The following is a 12,984-nucleotide window of genomic DNA, read 5'->3' as shown; positions in this document are numbered from 1 at the left end:
CCCGTCTCATGCAGGCCCATGCGAATTAAGGACCAGGGCTAACCTGATGCCGCCTGCAATCTCGGACAGGATGCCGGGAGTTTCCTCCCGACATCCGGACCCCGAAACCGGGATCCGGAATTCTTCATCGGGCGCGGAGCATGCCGCGCCCTGCCGCCATCAGGCGGCGGTAACGCTTGCCGGGTCGAGCTTGAGGCCCGGTCCCATGGTCGAGGAGACCGCGACGCGCTTGACGTAGTTGCCCTTGGCACCCGTCGGCTTTGCCTTGATCACCGCGTCTGCAAACGCCTTGATGTTCTCTTCAAGCGCCTTGACGTCGAACGACACCTTGCCGATGCCGGCGTGGACGATGCCCGCCTTCTCGACGCGGAACTCGACGGCGCCGCCCTTGGAAGCCTTCACGGCGGCAGCGACGTCGGTGGTCACCGTGCCGACCTTCGGGTTCGGCATCATGCCGCGAGGGCCGAGCACCTTACCGAGACGGCCGACCAGCGGCATCATGTCGGGGGTCGCGATGCAGCGATCGAAGTTGATCTCGCCCTTCTGGACGATCTCGACCAGCTCTTCCGCACCGACGATGTCCGCGCCGGCAGCCGTCGCCTCGTCAGCCTTGTCGCCGCGTGCGAACACGGCAACGCGGACCGTGCGGCCGGTGCCGTTCGGCAGATTGACCACGCCGCGGACCATCTGGTCCGCATGACGCGGGTCGACGCCCAGGTTCATGGCGACTTCGACGGTCTCGTCGAACTTGACGGTCGAACGGTCCTTAAGCAGCTTCAGGGCCTCGGAGAGGTCGTACTGCTTGTCGGGATCGATGCCTTCACGCGACTTTGCAACGCGCTTTGCTACTTTGCTTGCCATCTGATCAGCCCACCACTTCCAGGCCCATCGAACGGGCAGAGCCTTCGACCATGCGCATCGCCGCGTCCACGTCGTTTGCGTTCAGGTCCTTCATCTTCGCTTCGGCGATCTCACGCACCTTGGCGCGCGAAATCTCGCCGGCCTTCGCCTTGCCCGGCTCCTTCGAGCCCGACTTGAGGTTGGCGGCCTTCTTGAGGAAGTAGCTCACCGGAGGCGTCTTCATGACGAAGGTGAACGACTTGTCCTGGTAATAGGTGATCACGACGGGGATGGGCTGACCCTTCTCCATCTCCTGCGTCTGGGCGTTGAACGCCTTGCAGAATTCCATGATGTTGATGCCACGCTGACCAAGCGCAGGGCCGATCGGGGGCGACGGCGTCGCCGATCCCGCAGCTACCTGAAGCTTGAGCTGGCCTGCAATTTTCTTAGCCATTGCTGGTCTGCCTTCTCATTCGTGCCGGCTGCCCGTGTCTGGGCAATGGCCGGCGGTTGCAGCTTGGTGGTACGGAGTTGGTGCGGCCGGCTAAGCCGCCTTTCCTCCCACCATCGACGCAGACGATACATCGCCCGCGACCTCGTCCCAGCGCGATCGCCGGGATGAGTTTCGTGGTCAGCCCTTCTCGACCTGACCGAATTCCAGATCGACCGGCACGGCGCGACCGAAGATCGACACCTCGACCTTGAGGCGCGAACGCTCCTCGTCGACTTCCTGAACAAAGCCGTTGAACGATGCGAACGGACCGTCAGAAACGCGAATCGCCTCGCCGATCTCGAACGTCACCGAAGGCTTGGGACGCTCGACGCCTTCCTGCACCTGATGCAGGATGCGAAGCGCCTCGGACTCGGTGATCGGCACCGGCTTGGCCGTGCGCGGATCCTCACCGAGGAATCCGGTCACGCGCGGAATGTTCTTCACGAGGCTGATGACCGAGTCGGTCAAATTCGCCTTCATCAGAACGTAGCCCGGGAAGAACTTGCGTTCTGCATCGACCTTCTTGCCGCGGCGGATTTCGACGACCTTCTCGGTCGGAACGACGATCTGCTCGATCTGCTCGCTCAGGCCCTTCTGCTTGGCCTTCTTCTCGATATCCTCGGCGACCTTCTTCTCGAAATTCGAGTAAGCATGGACGATGTACCACCGCGCAGTCATGTTCAGAATTCTCCGTGGTCTGCCGGCGTCAGCGCCCGATTCCCAAAATCAGCTCGACGAGAAACGCAATGACCTGATCGGACGCAAAAAAGAAAATCGCGGCGATGCATGCGAATGCCATGACCATAATCGTGGAGATCACCGTCTCCCGCCGGGTCGGCCACGTGACCTTCGATGTCTCGGTCCGAACCTGCTGCAGGAATACAAAGGGATTGGTGATCTTGGACGCCATCTGCCGCTCTTTATTGCTGCCTCGTGTAACCCGAGGCATGAATTTCAATCCCGTCGGAACACACGGCCAAACCGCGCATTTCCTACAAACACTTCAGGCAAAACCGAATCAGATCAATGTCTTAGCCATGCAATTCAGGCACGTAAAGCCGAATCCCAGCCCCACGCGCCTCGCGTCTGTCGGCTCGATATAAAACTGAAAGCACCGCGTTGCAAGTGCCTTCGACAAACGAATGTTCGGATTTTCGGTTCGCCGCACTCGCGGCTGGCAGGGGCAGCAGGGCTCGAACCTGCGACCTGCGGTTTTGGAGACCGCCGCTCTACCAACTGAGCTATACCCCTAAGCCGTGCTGCCTTTCGGCGCGCGTCCCGTACCTAGTCGTTCGGCATCGAAGCATCAAGCGATTTCGGCGGGAATGAACAGCGCCTCGTGAGGCGCCGTTCGGTTCATGCGGGCAGAGCCCGGTGACGTCGCGGAAGCGACGTTTATTCCGTGATCGAAGCGACGATGCCGGACCCGACGGTACGGCCGCCTTCGCGGATAGCGAAGCGCAGCTTCTCTTCCATCGCGATCGGCACGATCAGCGCCACGTCAACCGCGAGGTTGTCGCCGGGCATGACCATCTCCGTGCCTTCCGGCAGCGTCACGATGCCCGTCACGTCCGTCGTGCGGAAGTAGAACTGCGGACGATAGTTGGTGAAGAACGGCGTGTGACGGCCACCCTCTTCCTTCGTCAGGATGTACACTTCGGCCTTGAACTTCGTGTGCGGCTTCACCGAACCCGGCTTGCACAGAATCTGGCCGCGCTCCACGCCTTCACGATCGATGCCGCGCAGAAGCGCGCCGATGTTGTCGCCGGCCTGGCCCTGATCGAGCAGCTTGCGGAACATTTCCACGCCCGTGACAGTCGTCGACGACGTCGCACGGATGCCGACGATCTCGACCGTCTCGCCGACCTTCACGATGCCGCGCTCGACGCGACCCGTCACCACCGTGCCGCGGCCCGAGATCGAGAACACGTCCTCGATCGGCATCAGGAAGGGCTGGTCGACCGGACGCTCAGGCGTCGGGATGTACCTGTCGACTTCGGCCATCAGCTTGCGGACCGCGTCCTCGCCGATTTCCTTCTGCTTGTCTTCAAGCGCGCACACCGCCGAGCCGGCAACGATCGGAATGTCGTCGCCCGGGAACTCGTACATCGACAGAAGCTCGCGAACCTCGAGCTCGACCAGCTCGAGAAGCTCGGCGTCGTCAACCAGGTCGACCTTGTTCAGGAACACCACGATCGACGGAACGCCGACCTGACGGGCCAGCAGAATGTGCTCGCGGGTCTGCGGCATCGGGCCGTCGGCTGCCGAAACCACCAGGATCGCGCCGTCCATCTGCGCGGCACCCGTGATCATGTTCTTCACATAGTCGGCGTGGCCGGGGCAGTCGACGTGGGCATAGTGGCGGGCTTCCGTCTCGTACTCAACGTGAGCCGTCGAGATCGTGATGCCACGCGCCTTCTCCTCGGGAGCAGCGTCGATCTGGTCATACGCCTTGAACTCGCCGAAGAACTTCGTGATCGCCGCCGTCAGAGACGTCTTGCCATGGTCAACGTGACCAATCGTGCCAATGTTCACATGCGGCTTGTTACGCTCAAATTTACCCTTGGCCATTGCAACTTCCTTTGGCGACTTGAATGCGTTTCGTCGGATGGCGGGCGATTAGCGACTGACGCTCGAAAACACAAGTCCTTTCGACGAGAAAGGCCGCTTCGCCGATTCGATGACACCCTCGCAGCCTCGATGATTCCGTCGTTAGAAGCGGAACGACCAGAACAGGCAGGCAAGTGTCGCGACGGTAAAAGCGACGAAGGAGAGCGATCTCAGGAGAACGTTTCGCCGCAACTCCGTCATCGCCATATGCGCGCCGACGATCGCCACCGCAAACAGCATGCGCCAGTCGAGCAACGCCCGGCCGGCGTCCATCTGACCGTAAACCATGCGCGCCGCGGCACAGCCCACCATGGTGGCGACGAGGACGATAACCGCCCAATGGACCGGTGCTGCCGCATTGGAATAGACGAAACCAGCGCCCCGCAATGGCAGAATCATCATGAGCACGGCGGTCGCCGAGAAGACTGCTGCGAGCGGCATGAACATGGCCGCGTTTGTGATCGCCTCGAGCCGAGCAAGCCCGTTTTCGCCGAACGCGTAGCCGTGCCGGTCCACCGCGATGCTCAAGGCTGCGAGCGCCGTGACGAGCACGGCCACCGACAAAAATGTTGAAACGACCTTGCTCATCGCGCGCTCCGAATCTCCGCGAAACCTGCAATCACCACCCTGCCACAGCTTCGTGCCGATTCACGAATGCTGCGCAAGCCGCCGCGGCCCGATGGTCGGAAAAATGGAGAATTTGGAGCGGGTAGAGGGAATCGAACCCTCGTATTCAGCTTGGAAGGCTGCTGCTCTACCATTGAGCTATACCCGCGTTTCTGGCTTCGGTGGGCAGTGGTGGAGGGGGCTGGATTCGAACCAGCGTACGCTAAGCGAACGGATTTACAGTCCGTCTCCTTTAACCACTCGGACACCCCTCCGTTATCTGCGCCGGAGCCATGCAACGAGCATTCCCGCAGGTCGCGAGCGCCAAAACAAGGCGCCCTAAATCTGCGAAGCGCCTTATGGCTTCACGACCAAAGACTGTCAACCGGCGCCCGGCGCTATTTTCCCGCAAACGACGATTGGGGCTCCCGGATGGATATCCAAACAACGATCGCACGGCTATAGAAGCGCCATGACGACAGAGAAAAAGGGCCACACGCCCAAAGACAGCCATTATGCGCGCCTGCGCCGCCAGTATCGCGACAGCGAGCCTGAGCGGACCGGTGCGGCAACTCGTCCCAAACAGGGTACGACGCCCCCTCACCTGCCCACGGATGGGCTCGTCAGGCTTTACGGACTTCATACGGCGCGCGCAGCGCTCGAGAACCCGTCGCGCACGATTCGCCGCATGCTGGTGACGCGGAACGCCATGGGCAGGCTCGAACTGTCCGAGCCGCTCACCTTGCCGTTTCCAGCCGAGATCGTCGAACCCCGCGACATCGACAAGATCCTGGGCGCGGACGCGGTCCACCAAGGGGTGCTGATCGAGGTAGAGCCGTTGAAGGCGAAGCGGCTTTCAGCGCTGGGCGACACCAGGCTCGTGCTGGTGCTGGACCAGGTGACCGACCCGCACAATGTCGGCGCGATCATGCGCTCGGCGGTCGCTTTCGGGGCCGGAGCGCTGATCACGACATCGCGCCACAGCCCGTCGGAGAGCGGCGTTCTCGCGAAATCGGCATCCGGGGCGCTCGAGCACATCGACCACATCGAAGTGCGCAACCTGGCCGACGCGATCGGCGAACTGCACGAGGCGGGCTTCCAAACCGTCGGTCTCGATTCGGATGGGCCGGCGCGCCTCGAAAAGACCTTTTCGGGCGAGAAGATTGCCCTCGTGCTCGGAGCCGAGGGCAAGGGGTTGCGGCAGAAGACCCGGGATACGGTTTCGGCGCTGGCCCGCCTGGACATGCCGGGGATCATCCGTTCGCTCAACGTCTCGAATGCGGCGGCCGTCGCGATGTATGCGGCGCGCAGCCATCTCGATCAGGATTGAGCGGGTCTATTCCGGCTTGCGGGCAGCGGCGAAAGGCCTGAACCATCCCAGCCCCGCCTCGGTCCCCTCGCGGGGCTGATACTCCGCGCCGACCCAGCCGGCATAGCCGATGCGGTCGAGATGCGCGAACAGGAACGGACAGTTGATCTCGCCGGTTCCCGGCTCATGGCGGCCCGGGTTGTCGGCGATCTGGATATGCGCGATGCGACTCAGATTGGCTTCGATGGACCGGGCCAGATCCCCTTCCATCAACTGCATGTGGTAGATGTCGTACTGCAGAAAGAGGTTTTCCGAGCCGACATCCCCGATGATGACGAGCGCCTGCCTGCTGCCCGTGAGAAAGAACCCCGGAATATCGACGCGGTCGTTGATCGGTTCGATCAGCAGGCGGATGCCCGCGCTGCCGAGCGTGTCGGCCGCATAGGCCAGGTTCTCGACGAAAGTGCTCCTCAGCACGCCGCGATCAATGCCATGCGGCACGATCCCCGCAAGGCAGTTGACCTGCGTGCATCCGAGCGCCTGTGCGTAGTCGATCGCCGTCTCGACACTGCGCCGGAATTCGGCTTTTCGCTCCGGCAGGATCGCGAGACCGCGCTCGCCCTTGTCCCAATTGCCGACCGGCAGGTTGAAGAGCGCCTGCGTCAGGCCGTTCGCGCGCAGGCGCTGGGCGATCGCATCCGCGGCATATTCGTAAGGCGAGACATACTCGACCGCTTCGAAGCCCGCCCGCGCTGCCGCGTCGAAACGGTCGAGAAACGCGTAGTCCTGGAAAAGCATCGAGAGATTTGCTGAGAATTTCGGCATGCCGGGGGCCATCTCGTTATCGGATTCGGCGGAAACGCGGGCAGACAATACCTGCGACAGCCGCTCCTGCGATAGACTGATCGGCGCGCCGGTACTAGGGTCGAAGACTTGCGTCGGGGAGACAGGCTGCATGAAGGACATCGTCAACCATGCGTTTCGTTGGGGGCTTGCAGGACTGCTGGTCGGACCCGCGGTCGTCTACTCGATGATGCTCGTCGTCCTCTATCGCGATCCGAGCTGCGCGCCGGGCGGCGGCGTATGCCAGCTCGACATCGGCCTGAACATGATCATCGGTCTTGTTGTCGGCTTCCTGGCCTTCTTCGCGATCACCCTCATACGAGGCTTGCGAAAACGCCGCCGCGAAGCTCGATAAGCGGTCAGCCGATGCCGCCGATTTCCGTCGTGTGGCGAAGGTAGACGGCGATGGCGACGAAGCCGAATGCGAAAGCAACGCCGCGCCAATCGACATCGGCGCCTCGCAGCTCACGCACGATCCGCGACAGGAGATAGGTCGCGGCGATGATGGCACAGACGATGAAGACGATCCTGATCACGCGCGGCACTCCCTTCCCAATCGAGCCTGTCACAGACTTAGGAACGATCGGGTGCGGATTTAAGGTGGGTTAGGGTTGCAACGATTAAAACGTTGGCGCGGTATCACCGTGAACTATCCGTACCGCCTGTTCTTCAACCTCACCTGCTCCACCTAGCGTCATGCCCAACGGTGATGCCTGCGGAAAGGTCCATCTTCACGTACAAACACCAAATCGACGTAGCCGAGCGCGTTGTCGAACGGGCGCGTCTGGTAGCTGACTATATCAAAGACAGCGAACCCCAGTTCCCGCATCACCGCAACCGTGTCTCCGAAGTCTGGAAGATGCTGTTCCATCGTCGGATGGAACAGCAGCGTTTCGCAGACTGCGACATCGACACGCTTCAGAAACTCGCGCCCTCCGCGCATCGCGTGCATGTCGTACCCTTGGCAGTCGGTCTTGACCATGATCGGACCCGCAAACTCCCGGTTGAGGAACATGCCGTCCATGGTTTCCACCGGTGCAGCTATCGTTTCTTTGCCCGGCGCCGCCGAAAGCGTTGCGCCATGTTCGCTCCCCTTGGATACAGTCAGCTGCATGGTTCCTGCGACATCGCTCAACGCAACCAGGTGATATTCGCCCCGGTGCTTGCTCAAAAAATACTTCATCTGTCCTTCATAGGAAGGAACGGGATCAATCAGAACATAGTAGGCATCGGGCAGTGCTTTTGTAATTTCCGGCGTGCCGTTCGCTGCGCCAACATCGATCACTGTACCGGGTGCAAGTCCTCTACCAATGAGATAGCCGCAAAACTCCTCTAGACTTCTCATCGGCCGGCGAGTCGTCATGATATCTTCCCTTTTTTCCTTCCAAGCACGGCAGCTTCGATTTCGCAACCTCCCCGCACATCGATTCAATTGACCGGTTGCCTGCACGCATAGGCGGATTTTCTGGGCTGCAGAGCTACGTCACGATCTACGGCGATATACCAGCTAGCTTCGGGACGAGATCGAGCGGATGACATCGAGGCCAAGGTTAGAATCCCGCACTTGGGTGCCCGGGAGATCAGGGAACTGGCGGTCAGGAGGATAGTCGGCGAGAGGTTGGCGATGGCATTTGGCTCGTAAGCTTCATGCACGACGATCTCGGAGGTGGTGCCCCCGGACGGACTCGAACCGCCGACCCCCTGATTACAAATCAGGTGCTCTACCAACTGAGCTACAAGGGCATGTCGCAACCGGTTAGCATAAATTGCGTGTCAGTAAAGCGGAATGTGCGTCGTACGGCGCGCGCCGTGCCTATCTTATGCATGTGACGCGTGGTAACCCGGCAAGGTCATTTCGCATCCCTGAACCGCAATACAGCCGATACAGATGAGTGCCGAAGCTCCCGCCCTCACCTTCATTTCCGCCGACACCGAAGACGCCCGCAAAGCGCAAATCCGGTTGACGTCGCTTTATGGGCAGGCTGCGATCGAGGACGCCGATGTCGTCGTCGCGCTTGGCGGCGACGGCTTCATGCTGCAGGCGATCCAGGACAACATGGATTCGGGGCGTCGCCTCTACGGCATGAACCGGGGTACTGTCGGCTTCCTGATGAATGAATACTCCGAGACCGATCTTCACGCGCGGATTGCCGGTTCTTCGGCGGAAACGATCCGGCCGCTGGTCATGGAAGTGTCGACCGCCGACCAGCCGTCACAGACCTATCGCGCCATCAACGAAGTCTCGCTCTTCCGGCAGTCGGCACAGGCCGCCAAGGTCCGCATTACGATCGATGGCCAGATCCGGCTCGACGAGCTCGCATGCGACGGCGTGATGGTGGCGACGCCGGCAGGCTCGACCGCCTACAATCTCTCGGCCCACGGCCCCATCATTCCGCTGGACGCCCCACTTCTTGCACTCACTCCGGTCAGCCCCTTTCGCCCGCGCCGCTGGCGCGGGGCGCTGCTGCCGAACCAGTCGATCGTGCGCTTCGACATTCTGGAAGCCGACAAGCGCCCGGTGAACGCGGTCGCGGATCATGCCGAAGTTCGATCCGTCACCTCGGTAACCGTTCGGGAATCGCGCCGCTCGACAGTGACGCTGCTCTTCGATGAGAACCATTCCTGGAACGAGCGCGTACTGGCAGAGCAATTCCGCTATTGAAACATGCCCGTTGTTTAATCATATTATGGTGAAACCTGCGGATGATGGGGGTTTTATCCCCCGTGCCGTTGACATTGCCCTATTCTCGCCGTAACGCGGACCACAAAGCATCCGTGCGGAACGCGCCGGAACAAGGCGCACGCGCGGCGACACCGCCGCTCACGCAAACCAGCAAAGACAGCCAACACGTGTCATCTGACAACCAGATCGCTATCGAGCCGCAAGACGAGGCCGAGGCACCGACAGTCACTTTCGCCGATCTCGGCCTGTCCCCCAAAGTGCTCTCCGCCGTTACCGACGCCGGCTACACCGTCCCCACCCCCATCCAGGCTGGTGCCATCCCACACGCGCTCGCCGGCAAGGATATTCTGGGCATCGCGCAGACGGGTACGGGCAAGACGGCCGCATTCGTGCTGCCGATGATCACGCGCCTTGAAAAAGGCCGCGCCCGCGCCCGCATGCCGCGTACGCTCATTCTCGAACCGACGCGCGAACTCGCGGCGCAGGTCGAAGAGAATTTCGTCAAATACGGGAAGAACCACAAGCTCAACATCGCGCTTCTGATCGGCGGCGTGTCGTTCGACGAGCAAGAGCGCAAACTTGAGCGAGGCGCGGACGTTCTGATCGCCACGCCGGGCCGCCTTCTCGACCACCGCGAGCGCGGAAAGCTGCTGCTCAACGCGGTCGACATCCTCGTCATCGACGAAGCTGACCGCATGCTCGACATGGGCTTCATCCCCGATATCGAGCGGATTTGCGAGATGATTCCATTCACGCGCCAGACGCTGTTCTTCTCGGCGACCATGCCGCCGGAGATCACCAAGCTGACCGAGAAATTCCTCCAGGCGCCGGTGCGCATCGAGGTTTCGAAGGCTGCTTCCACAGGCGTGAACATCACCCAGCGCCTCGTGAAGTCGAAGACCAAGGGCTGGGACAAGCGCGCCGTGCTGCGCGATCTCATCCGTGCCGAAGACGCTGACCTGAAGAACGCGATCATCTTCTGCAACCGCAAGGTGGACGTGTCCGAGCTCTATCGCTCGCTGGTCAAGCACGATTTCGACGCAGGCGCGCTTCATGGCGACATGGACCAGCGCGCCCGCATGGCGATGCTTTCGGCGTTTCGCGACGGCAAGCTGAAGCTGCTTGTGGCGTCGGACGTGGCGGCGCGTGGCCTGGACATTCCCGACGTCAGCCACGTGTTCAATTTCGACGTGCCGATCCATGCCGAAGACTATGTCCATCGCATCGGCCGCACCGGTCGTGCCGGCCGTTCGGGCAAGGCCTATACGATCGTCACCAAATCGGACGGCAAGTATCTCGACGCGATTGAGCGCCTGATCGGCAACAAGATCGAATGGATGGACGGCGACCTGTCGTCGCTGACCCAGGACGACTCCGAAGACGAAGCGCCTCGTCGCGGCCGCAACGACAAGCGTGGACGTGGCAAATCGACCGAAGAGCGTCGCCCGCGCGGTGCAAAGCGCCCGGTCCCGACCGAGACTTCATCGGATGAGGTTGCTGTCGAAGCGGTCCAACCCGAGATCGCACCGGTGGAAGAAGAAAAGCGCGCCCGCAGGGATGCGATCCGCTCCGACAACGCCGAGCGCAAGGCCCGGCCCGAGCGCGACGCTGCTCACCGCGATCGCGACGACAAGCCACGCGAGCGTTCGCGCAACTGGCGCAATGAAGACAATGAACCGGCTCCCGTCGGATTTGGCGACGACATGCCCGCCTTCATGAAGATCCCTGCCCGCGTGTGATTACTTGCGCGACCTGAGCGCTGCCTCGAACGCCTTGCGCGTCCACAGCGCCAGCTCGTCCGGGTCGTCGATGGCGCTGTCCGGAATCGACCAATACGGCATCTGGACCGGCTTTCCCTTGCCGTCATAGGTCCACCGGACGCACCCTGCATCGGCGAAGTCCGCCGCAGACAATGCATCTGCCTTCAGCACGATCTCGTCGCCCACCTCGAGCGCGACGATGAGCCCGTCATGGTAGATGCCCTTGCCACCGAACATGCGCTTGATCGTCACCGGCCCGAGGCCGGCGAACATGTCGCGTATCGCATCATTGTCCATTTTCGATCGCCCGGTTGGAAACTTCTCAGCCCTCCATCATTCTAATCAGAGACAACGGATCGGAGAAGAGTGCGATGCCGATGCTTCTGAAGGGCTCCTGCCATTGCGGCAAGGTCAGGTTCGCGGTGCGGAGCCATACACCCGTTCCCTACCAGCGCTGCTACTGCTCGATATGCAGGAAGCAACAGGGCGGAGGCGGCTACGCGATCAATCTCGGTGCGGATGCGAAAACGCTCGAGATAGAGGGCGAGAAGCATCTTGGTACCTACAGCGCCGCGATCCACGACGACGAGCATCCAGGCTGCGAGATTTCCAGCGGCCAGCGGCGGTTCTGCACGGCGTGCGGGTCGTCGCTGTGGCTCTATGATCCGACATGGCCGGAATTGGTGCATCCATTCGCCTCGGCAATCGACAGCGATCTGCCGGTCGCGCCGGAGAGTGTGCATCTCATGCTGAAATACAAGGCGTCATGGGTCGAGCCGAACATCCACGACGGTGACGCGACGTTCGATGTCTATCCCGAGGAATCGATTGCCGACTGGCACAGGAAGCGCGGGCTTTGGGTAGACTAGGCTCAGGCCTCAGCGGCAGCGCGCGCTTCGGCAAGCGCCTTGAGGTCGGCCGGCTGAAGTTCGACGGACTCGCCGCAACCGCACGCCGAACTCTGGTTCGGGTTGCTGAACGTGAAGCCGGTGCGGAGCGTCGTGCGCTCGAAATCCATGCGCGTGCCAAGCAGGAACAATGCCGCTTCCGGCGCCACCCATACATGCGCGCCGCCATGTTCGACGTGATCGTCCTTCGCGTTTGGCTCGGTCACGAGGTCGACCGTGTACTCCATGCCCGCACAGCCGCCCTTCTTGACGCCGACGCGGACGCCCAGCGCGCCATCGCGCGCCTCTACGATATCACGCACGCGGTCGGCCGCGGCGTCGGTCATGCTCATGACGGCAAAGCGTCCCATGGGTCAGTCTCCTGTTGTCGCAGGTTCAAGGCCTGCGAAACGATAGAAGTAAGATGGTGAAGAATTCCGCATTGCACAACCCTTATCGCGGGCCTTCTCGGAGGCAGTGTGTTTCATGCCGGTAGCACGGCGTGATGGAACAGATCGGCTTTTTCGGTGTTCCAGTGGCATCGAACGAGAATGGAGATACACCATGAACCGTCACACCAAAGCTGCCCTTGCAGGTCTTTTCCTGATCGCCGGCGCGGGTACCGCATCCGCACAGGCCGTTATCGTGGAACAGCAGCCCGATATCGTCCTCGTCCCGGAACAACAGACCATCATCCGCGAATATGTCACCTCGCAACCGCCGATGGGGTACGACCCAGCCATTGATTTCGACATCACGGTTGGTGCCATCGTTCCTGAGCCGATCGAGCTTCGCCGGATCGATGAACCCACACTCGATACGCCCTACGACTACGTCGTCATCGAGAATCGTACCGTTGTCGTGGAACCGGAGACGCGCCGGATCGTTGAGATCATAGAATAGACTCTGACCTCCATCAGAAACTTATATTTTCGGCCCGGCACACTGTGACC

General features: G+C 61.4%; 17 protein-coding genes and 4 tRNA genes. 6 read left to right on the top strand and 15 right to left on the bottom strand.

Annotated elements, in window-relative coordinates; all coding sequences use genetic code 11:
* Positions 1-159 precede the first annotated feature (159 nt).
* The 9 genes from rplA to AAFN55_RS11110 form a co-directional block, all read right to left on the bottom strand.
* Positions 160-861 (bottom strand): 50S ribosomal protein L1, encoded by a 702-nt coding sequence (gene rplA / locus AAFN55_RS11150; protein WP_347798903.1) that lies wholly within the window; start codon positions 859-861, stop codon positions 160-162.
* Positions 862-865: 4 nt separating this feature from the next.
* Positions 866-1,294 (bottom strand): 50S ribosomal protein L11, encoded by a 429-nt coding sequence (gene rplK / locus AAFN55_RS11145; protein WP_347798902.1) that lies wholly within the window; start codon positions 1,292-1,294, stop codon positions 866-868.
* A 177-nt stretch (positions 1,295-1,471) separates the two neighbouring features.
* Positions 1,472-2,011 (bottom strand): transcription termination/antitermination protein NusG, encoded by a 540-nt coding sequence (nusG, locus tag AAFN55_RS11140; RefSeq protein WP_347798901.1) that lies wholly within the window; start codon positions 2,009-2,011, stop codon positions 1,472-1,474.
* A gap of 28 nt (positions 2,012-2,039) precedes the next feature.
* Positions 2,040-2,243 carry a preprotein translocase subunit SecE gene (gene secE / locus AAFN55_RS11135; RefSeq protein WP_347798900.1) on the bottom strand — a complete coding sequence of 68 codons (204 nt, stop codon included), beginning with the start codon at positions 2,241-2,243 and terminating at the stop codon, positions 2,040-2,042.
* Between the two features lie 265 nt (positions 2,244-2,508).
* Positions 2,509-2,584 (bottom strand) — tRNA-Trp (locus AAFN55_RS11130).
* 144 nt (positions 2,585-2,728) lie between these two features.
* Positions 2,729-3,904 (bottom strand): elongation factor Tu, encoded by a 1,176-nt coding sequence (gene tuf / locus AAFN55_RS11125; RefSeq protein WP_347798899.1) that lies wholly within the window; start codon positions 3,902-3,904, stop codon positions 2,729-2,731.
* 141 nt (positions 3,905-4,045) lie between these two features.
* The gene (locus AAFN55_RS11120; protein WP_347798898.1) at positions 4,046-4,531 is read right to left on the bottom strand and encodes a hypothetical protein; all 486 of its coding nucleotides are present in this window, start codon (positions 4,529-4,531) and stop codon (positions 4,046-4,048) included.
* 113 nt (positions 4,532-4,644) lie between these two features.
* Positions 4,645-4,718, bottom strand: a tRNA-Gly gene (locus tag AAFN55_RS11115).
* A gap of 21 nt (positions 4,719-4,739) precedes the next feature.
* A tRNA-Tyr gene (locus tag AAFN55_RS11110) sits at positions 4,740-4,824 on the bottom strand.
* 197 nt (positions 4,825-5,021) lie between these two features.
* Here AAFN55_RS11110 and AAFN55_RS11105 point away from each other — a divergent pair.
* Positions 5,022-5,879 (top strand): RNA methyltransferase, encoded by an 858-nt coding sequence (locus AAFN55_RS11105; RefSeq protein ID WP_347798897.1) that lies wholly within the window; start codon positions 5,022-5,024, stop codon positions 5,877-5,879.
* A gap of 6 nt (positions 5,880-5,885) precedes the next feature.
* Here AAFN55_RS11105 and hyi read toward each other — a convergent pair whose 3' ends face one another.
* Complete coding sequence (gene hyi, locus AAFN55_RS11100) at positions 5,886-6,683, bottom strand: hydroxypyruvate isomerase (protein ID WP_347800245.1); 798 nt, start codon at positions 6,681-6,683, stop codon at positions 5,886-5,888.
* 130 nt (positions 6,684-6,813) lie between these two features.
* On the opposite strand from hyi, the gene AAFN55_RS11095 reads away from it, so the two are divergent.
* Entirely contained in the window at positions 6,814-7,056 is a 243-nt protein-coding gene (locus AAFN55_RS11095; RefSeq protein WP_347798896.1) for a hypothetical protein, read from the top strand.
* A 4-nt stretch (positions 7,057-7,060) separates the two neighbouring features.
* Here AAFN55_RS11095 and AAFN55_RS11090 read toward each other — a convergent pair whose 3' ends face one another.
* The 3 genes from AAFN55_RS11090 to AAFN55_RS11080 all read right to left on the bottom strand — a co-directional run bounded on the left by AAFN55_RS11090 (position 7,061) and on the right by AAFN55_RS11080 (position 8,444).
* On the bottom strand, positions 7,061-7,237 hold the full coding sequence (locus tag AAFN55_RS11090; RefSeq protein ID WP_347798895.1) for a hypothetical protein: 177 nt from the start codon (positions 7,235-7,237) through the stop codon (positions 7,061-7,063).
* Between the two features lie 158 nt (positions 7,238-7,395).
* Positions 7,396-8,064 (bottom strand): FkbM family methyltransferase, encoded by a 669-nt coding sequence (locus AAFN55_RS11085; RefSeq protein WP_347798894.1) that lies wholly within the window; start codon positions 8,062-8,064, stop codon positions 7,396-7,398.
* A 304-nt stretch (positions 8,065-8,368) separates the two neighbouring features.
* A tRNA-Thr gene (locus AAFN55_RS11080) sits at positions 8,369-8,444 on the bottom strand.
* A 145-nt stretch (positions 8,445-8,589) separates the two neighbouring features.
* Here AAFN55_RS11080 and AAFN55_RS11075 point away from each other — a divergent pair.
* Positions 8,590-9,363 (top strand): NAD kinase, encoded by a 774-nt coding sequence (locus AAFN55_RS11075; protein ID WP_347798893.1) that lies wholly within the window; start codon positions 8,590-8,592, stop codon positions 9,361-9,363.
* Positions 9,364-9,551: 188 nt separating this feature from the next.
* Positions 9,552-11,123 (top strand): DEAD/DEAH box helicase, encoded by a 1,572-nt coding sequence (locus AAFN55_RS11070; RefSeq protein WP_347798892.1) that lies wholly within the window; start codon positions 9,552-9,554, stop codon positions 11,121-11,123.
* Here the strand turns inward: AAFN55_RS11070 and AAFN55_RS11065 are convergent, their stop codons facing one another.
* The gene (locus AAFN55_RS11065; protein ID WP_347798891.1) at positions 11,124-11,441 is read right to left on the bottom strand and encodes a TfoX/Sxy family protein; all 318 of its coding nucleotides are present in this window, start codon (positions 11,439-11,441) and stop codon (positions 11,124-11,126) included. It lies immediately after the preceding gene.
* A gap of 74 nt (positions 11,442-11,515) precedes the next feature.
* On the opposite strand from AAFN55_RS11065, the gene AAFN55_RS11060 reads away from it, so the two are divergent.
* A complete protein-coding gene (locus tag AAFN55_RS11060) occupies positions 11,516-12,013 on the top strand; it encodes a GFA family protein (RefSeq protein WP_347798890.1) in 498 nt (165 codons plus the stop codon).
* Positions 12,014-12,015: 2 nt separating this feature from the next.
* Here the strand turns inward: AAFN55_RS11060 and sufA are convergent, their stop codons facing one another.
* Positions 12,016-12,402: a Fe-S cluster assembly scaffold SufA gene (sufA, locus tag AAFN55_RS11055; protein WP_347798889.1), complete on the bottom strand. Its 387-nt coding sequence runs from the start codon at positions 12,400-12,402 to the stop codon at positions 12,016-12,018.
* A 193-nt stretch (positions 12,403-12,595) separates the two neighbouring features.
* Here sufA and AAFN55_RS11050 point away from each other — a divergent pair, with 193 nt between their 5' ends.
* Positions 12,596-12,934 carry a DUF1236 domain-containing protein gene (locus AAFN55_RS11050; protein WP_347798888.1) on the top strand — a complete coding sequence of 113 codons (339 nt, stop codon included), beginning with the start codon at positions 12,596-12,598 and terminating at the stop codon, positions 12,932-12,934.
* Positions 12,935-12,984 lie beyond the last annotated feature (50 nt).

This window comes from Mesorhizobium sp. CAU 1732, from assembly GCF_039888675.1.
Classification (GTDB): domain Bacteria; phylum Pseudomonadota; class Alphaproteobacteria; order Rhizobiales; family Rhizobiaceae; genus Aerobium.
This window is presented reverse-complemented; position numbering and strand designations above follow the sequence as displayed.

Excerpts from the sequence above, each read along its gene's own strand:
- rplA (WP_347798903.1), bottom strand. The coding sequence starts at position 861 with ATGGCAAGCAAAGTAGCAAAGCGCGTTGCAAAGTCGCGTGAAGGCATC.
- rplK (WP_347798902.1), bottom strand. The coding sequence starts at position 1,294 with ATGGCTAAGAAAATTGCAGGCCAGCTCAAGCTTCAGGTAGCTGCGGGA.
- nusG (WP_347798901.1), bottom strand. The coding sequence starts at position 2,011 with ATGACTGCGCGGTGGTACATCGTCCATGCTTACTCGAATTTCGAGAAG.
- secE (WP_347798900.1), bottom strand. The coding sequence starts at position 2,243 with ATGGCGTCCAAGATCACCAATCCCTTTGTATTCCTGCAGCAGGTTCGG.
- tuf (WP_347798899.1), bottom strand. The coding sequence starts at position 3,904 with ATGGCCAAGGGTAAATTTGAGCGTAACAAGCCGCATGTGAACATTGGC.
- AAFN55_RS11120 (WP_347798898.1), bottom strand. The coding sequence starts at position 4,531 with ATGAGCAAGGTCGTTTCAACATTTTTGTCGGTGGCCGTGCTCGTCACG.
- AAFN55_RS11105 (WP_347798897.1), top strand. The coding sequence starts at position 5,022 with ATGACGACAGAGAAAAAGGGCCACACGCCCAAAGACAGCCATTATGCG.
- hyi (WP_347800245.1), bottom strand. The coding sequence starts at position 6,683 with ATGCCGAAATTCTCAGCAAATCTCTCGATGCTTTTCCAGGACTACGCG.
- AAFN55_RS11095 (WP_347798896.1), top strand. The coding sequence starts at position 6,814 with ATGAAGGACATCGTCAACCATGCGTTTCGTTGGGGGCTTGCAGGACTG.
- AAFN55_RS11085 (WP_347798894.1), bottom strand. The coding sequence starts at position 8,064 with ATGACGACTCGCCGGCCGATGAGAAGTCTAGAGGAGTTTTGCGGCTAT.
- AAFN55_RS11075 (WP_347798893.1), top strand. The coding sequence starts at position 8,590 with ATGAGTGCCGAAGCTCCCGCCCTCACCTTCATTTCCGCCGACACCGAA.
- AAFN55_RS11065 (WP_347798891.1), bottom strand. The coding sequence starts at position 11,441 with ATGGACAATGATGCGATACGCGACATGTTCGCCGGCCTCGGGCCGGTG.
- AAFN55_RS11060 (WP_347798890.1), top strand. The coding sequence starts at position 11,516 with ATGCCGATGCTTCTGAAGGGCTCCTGCCATTGCGGCAAGGTCAGGTTC.
- sufA (WP_347798889.1), bottom strand. The coding sequence starts at position 12,402 with ATGGGACGCTTTGCCGTCATGAGCATGACCGACGCCGCGGCCGACCGC.
- AAFN55_RS11050 (WP_347798888.1), top strand. The coding sequence starts at position 12,596 with ATGAACCGTCACACCAAAGCTGCCCTTGCAGGTCTTTTCCTGATCGCC.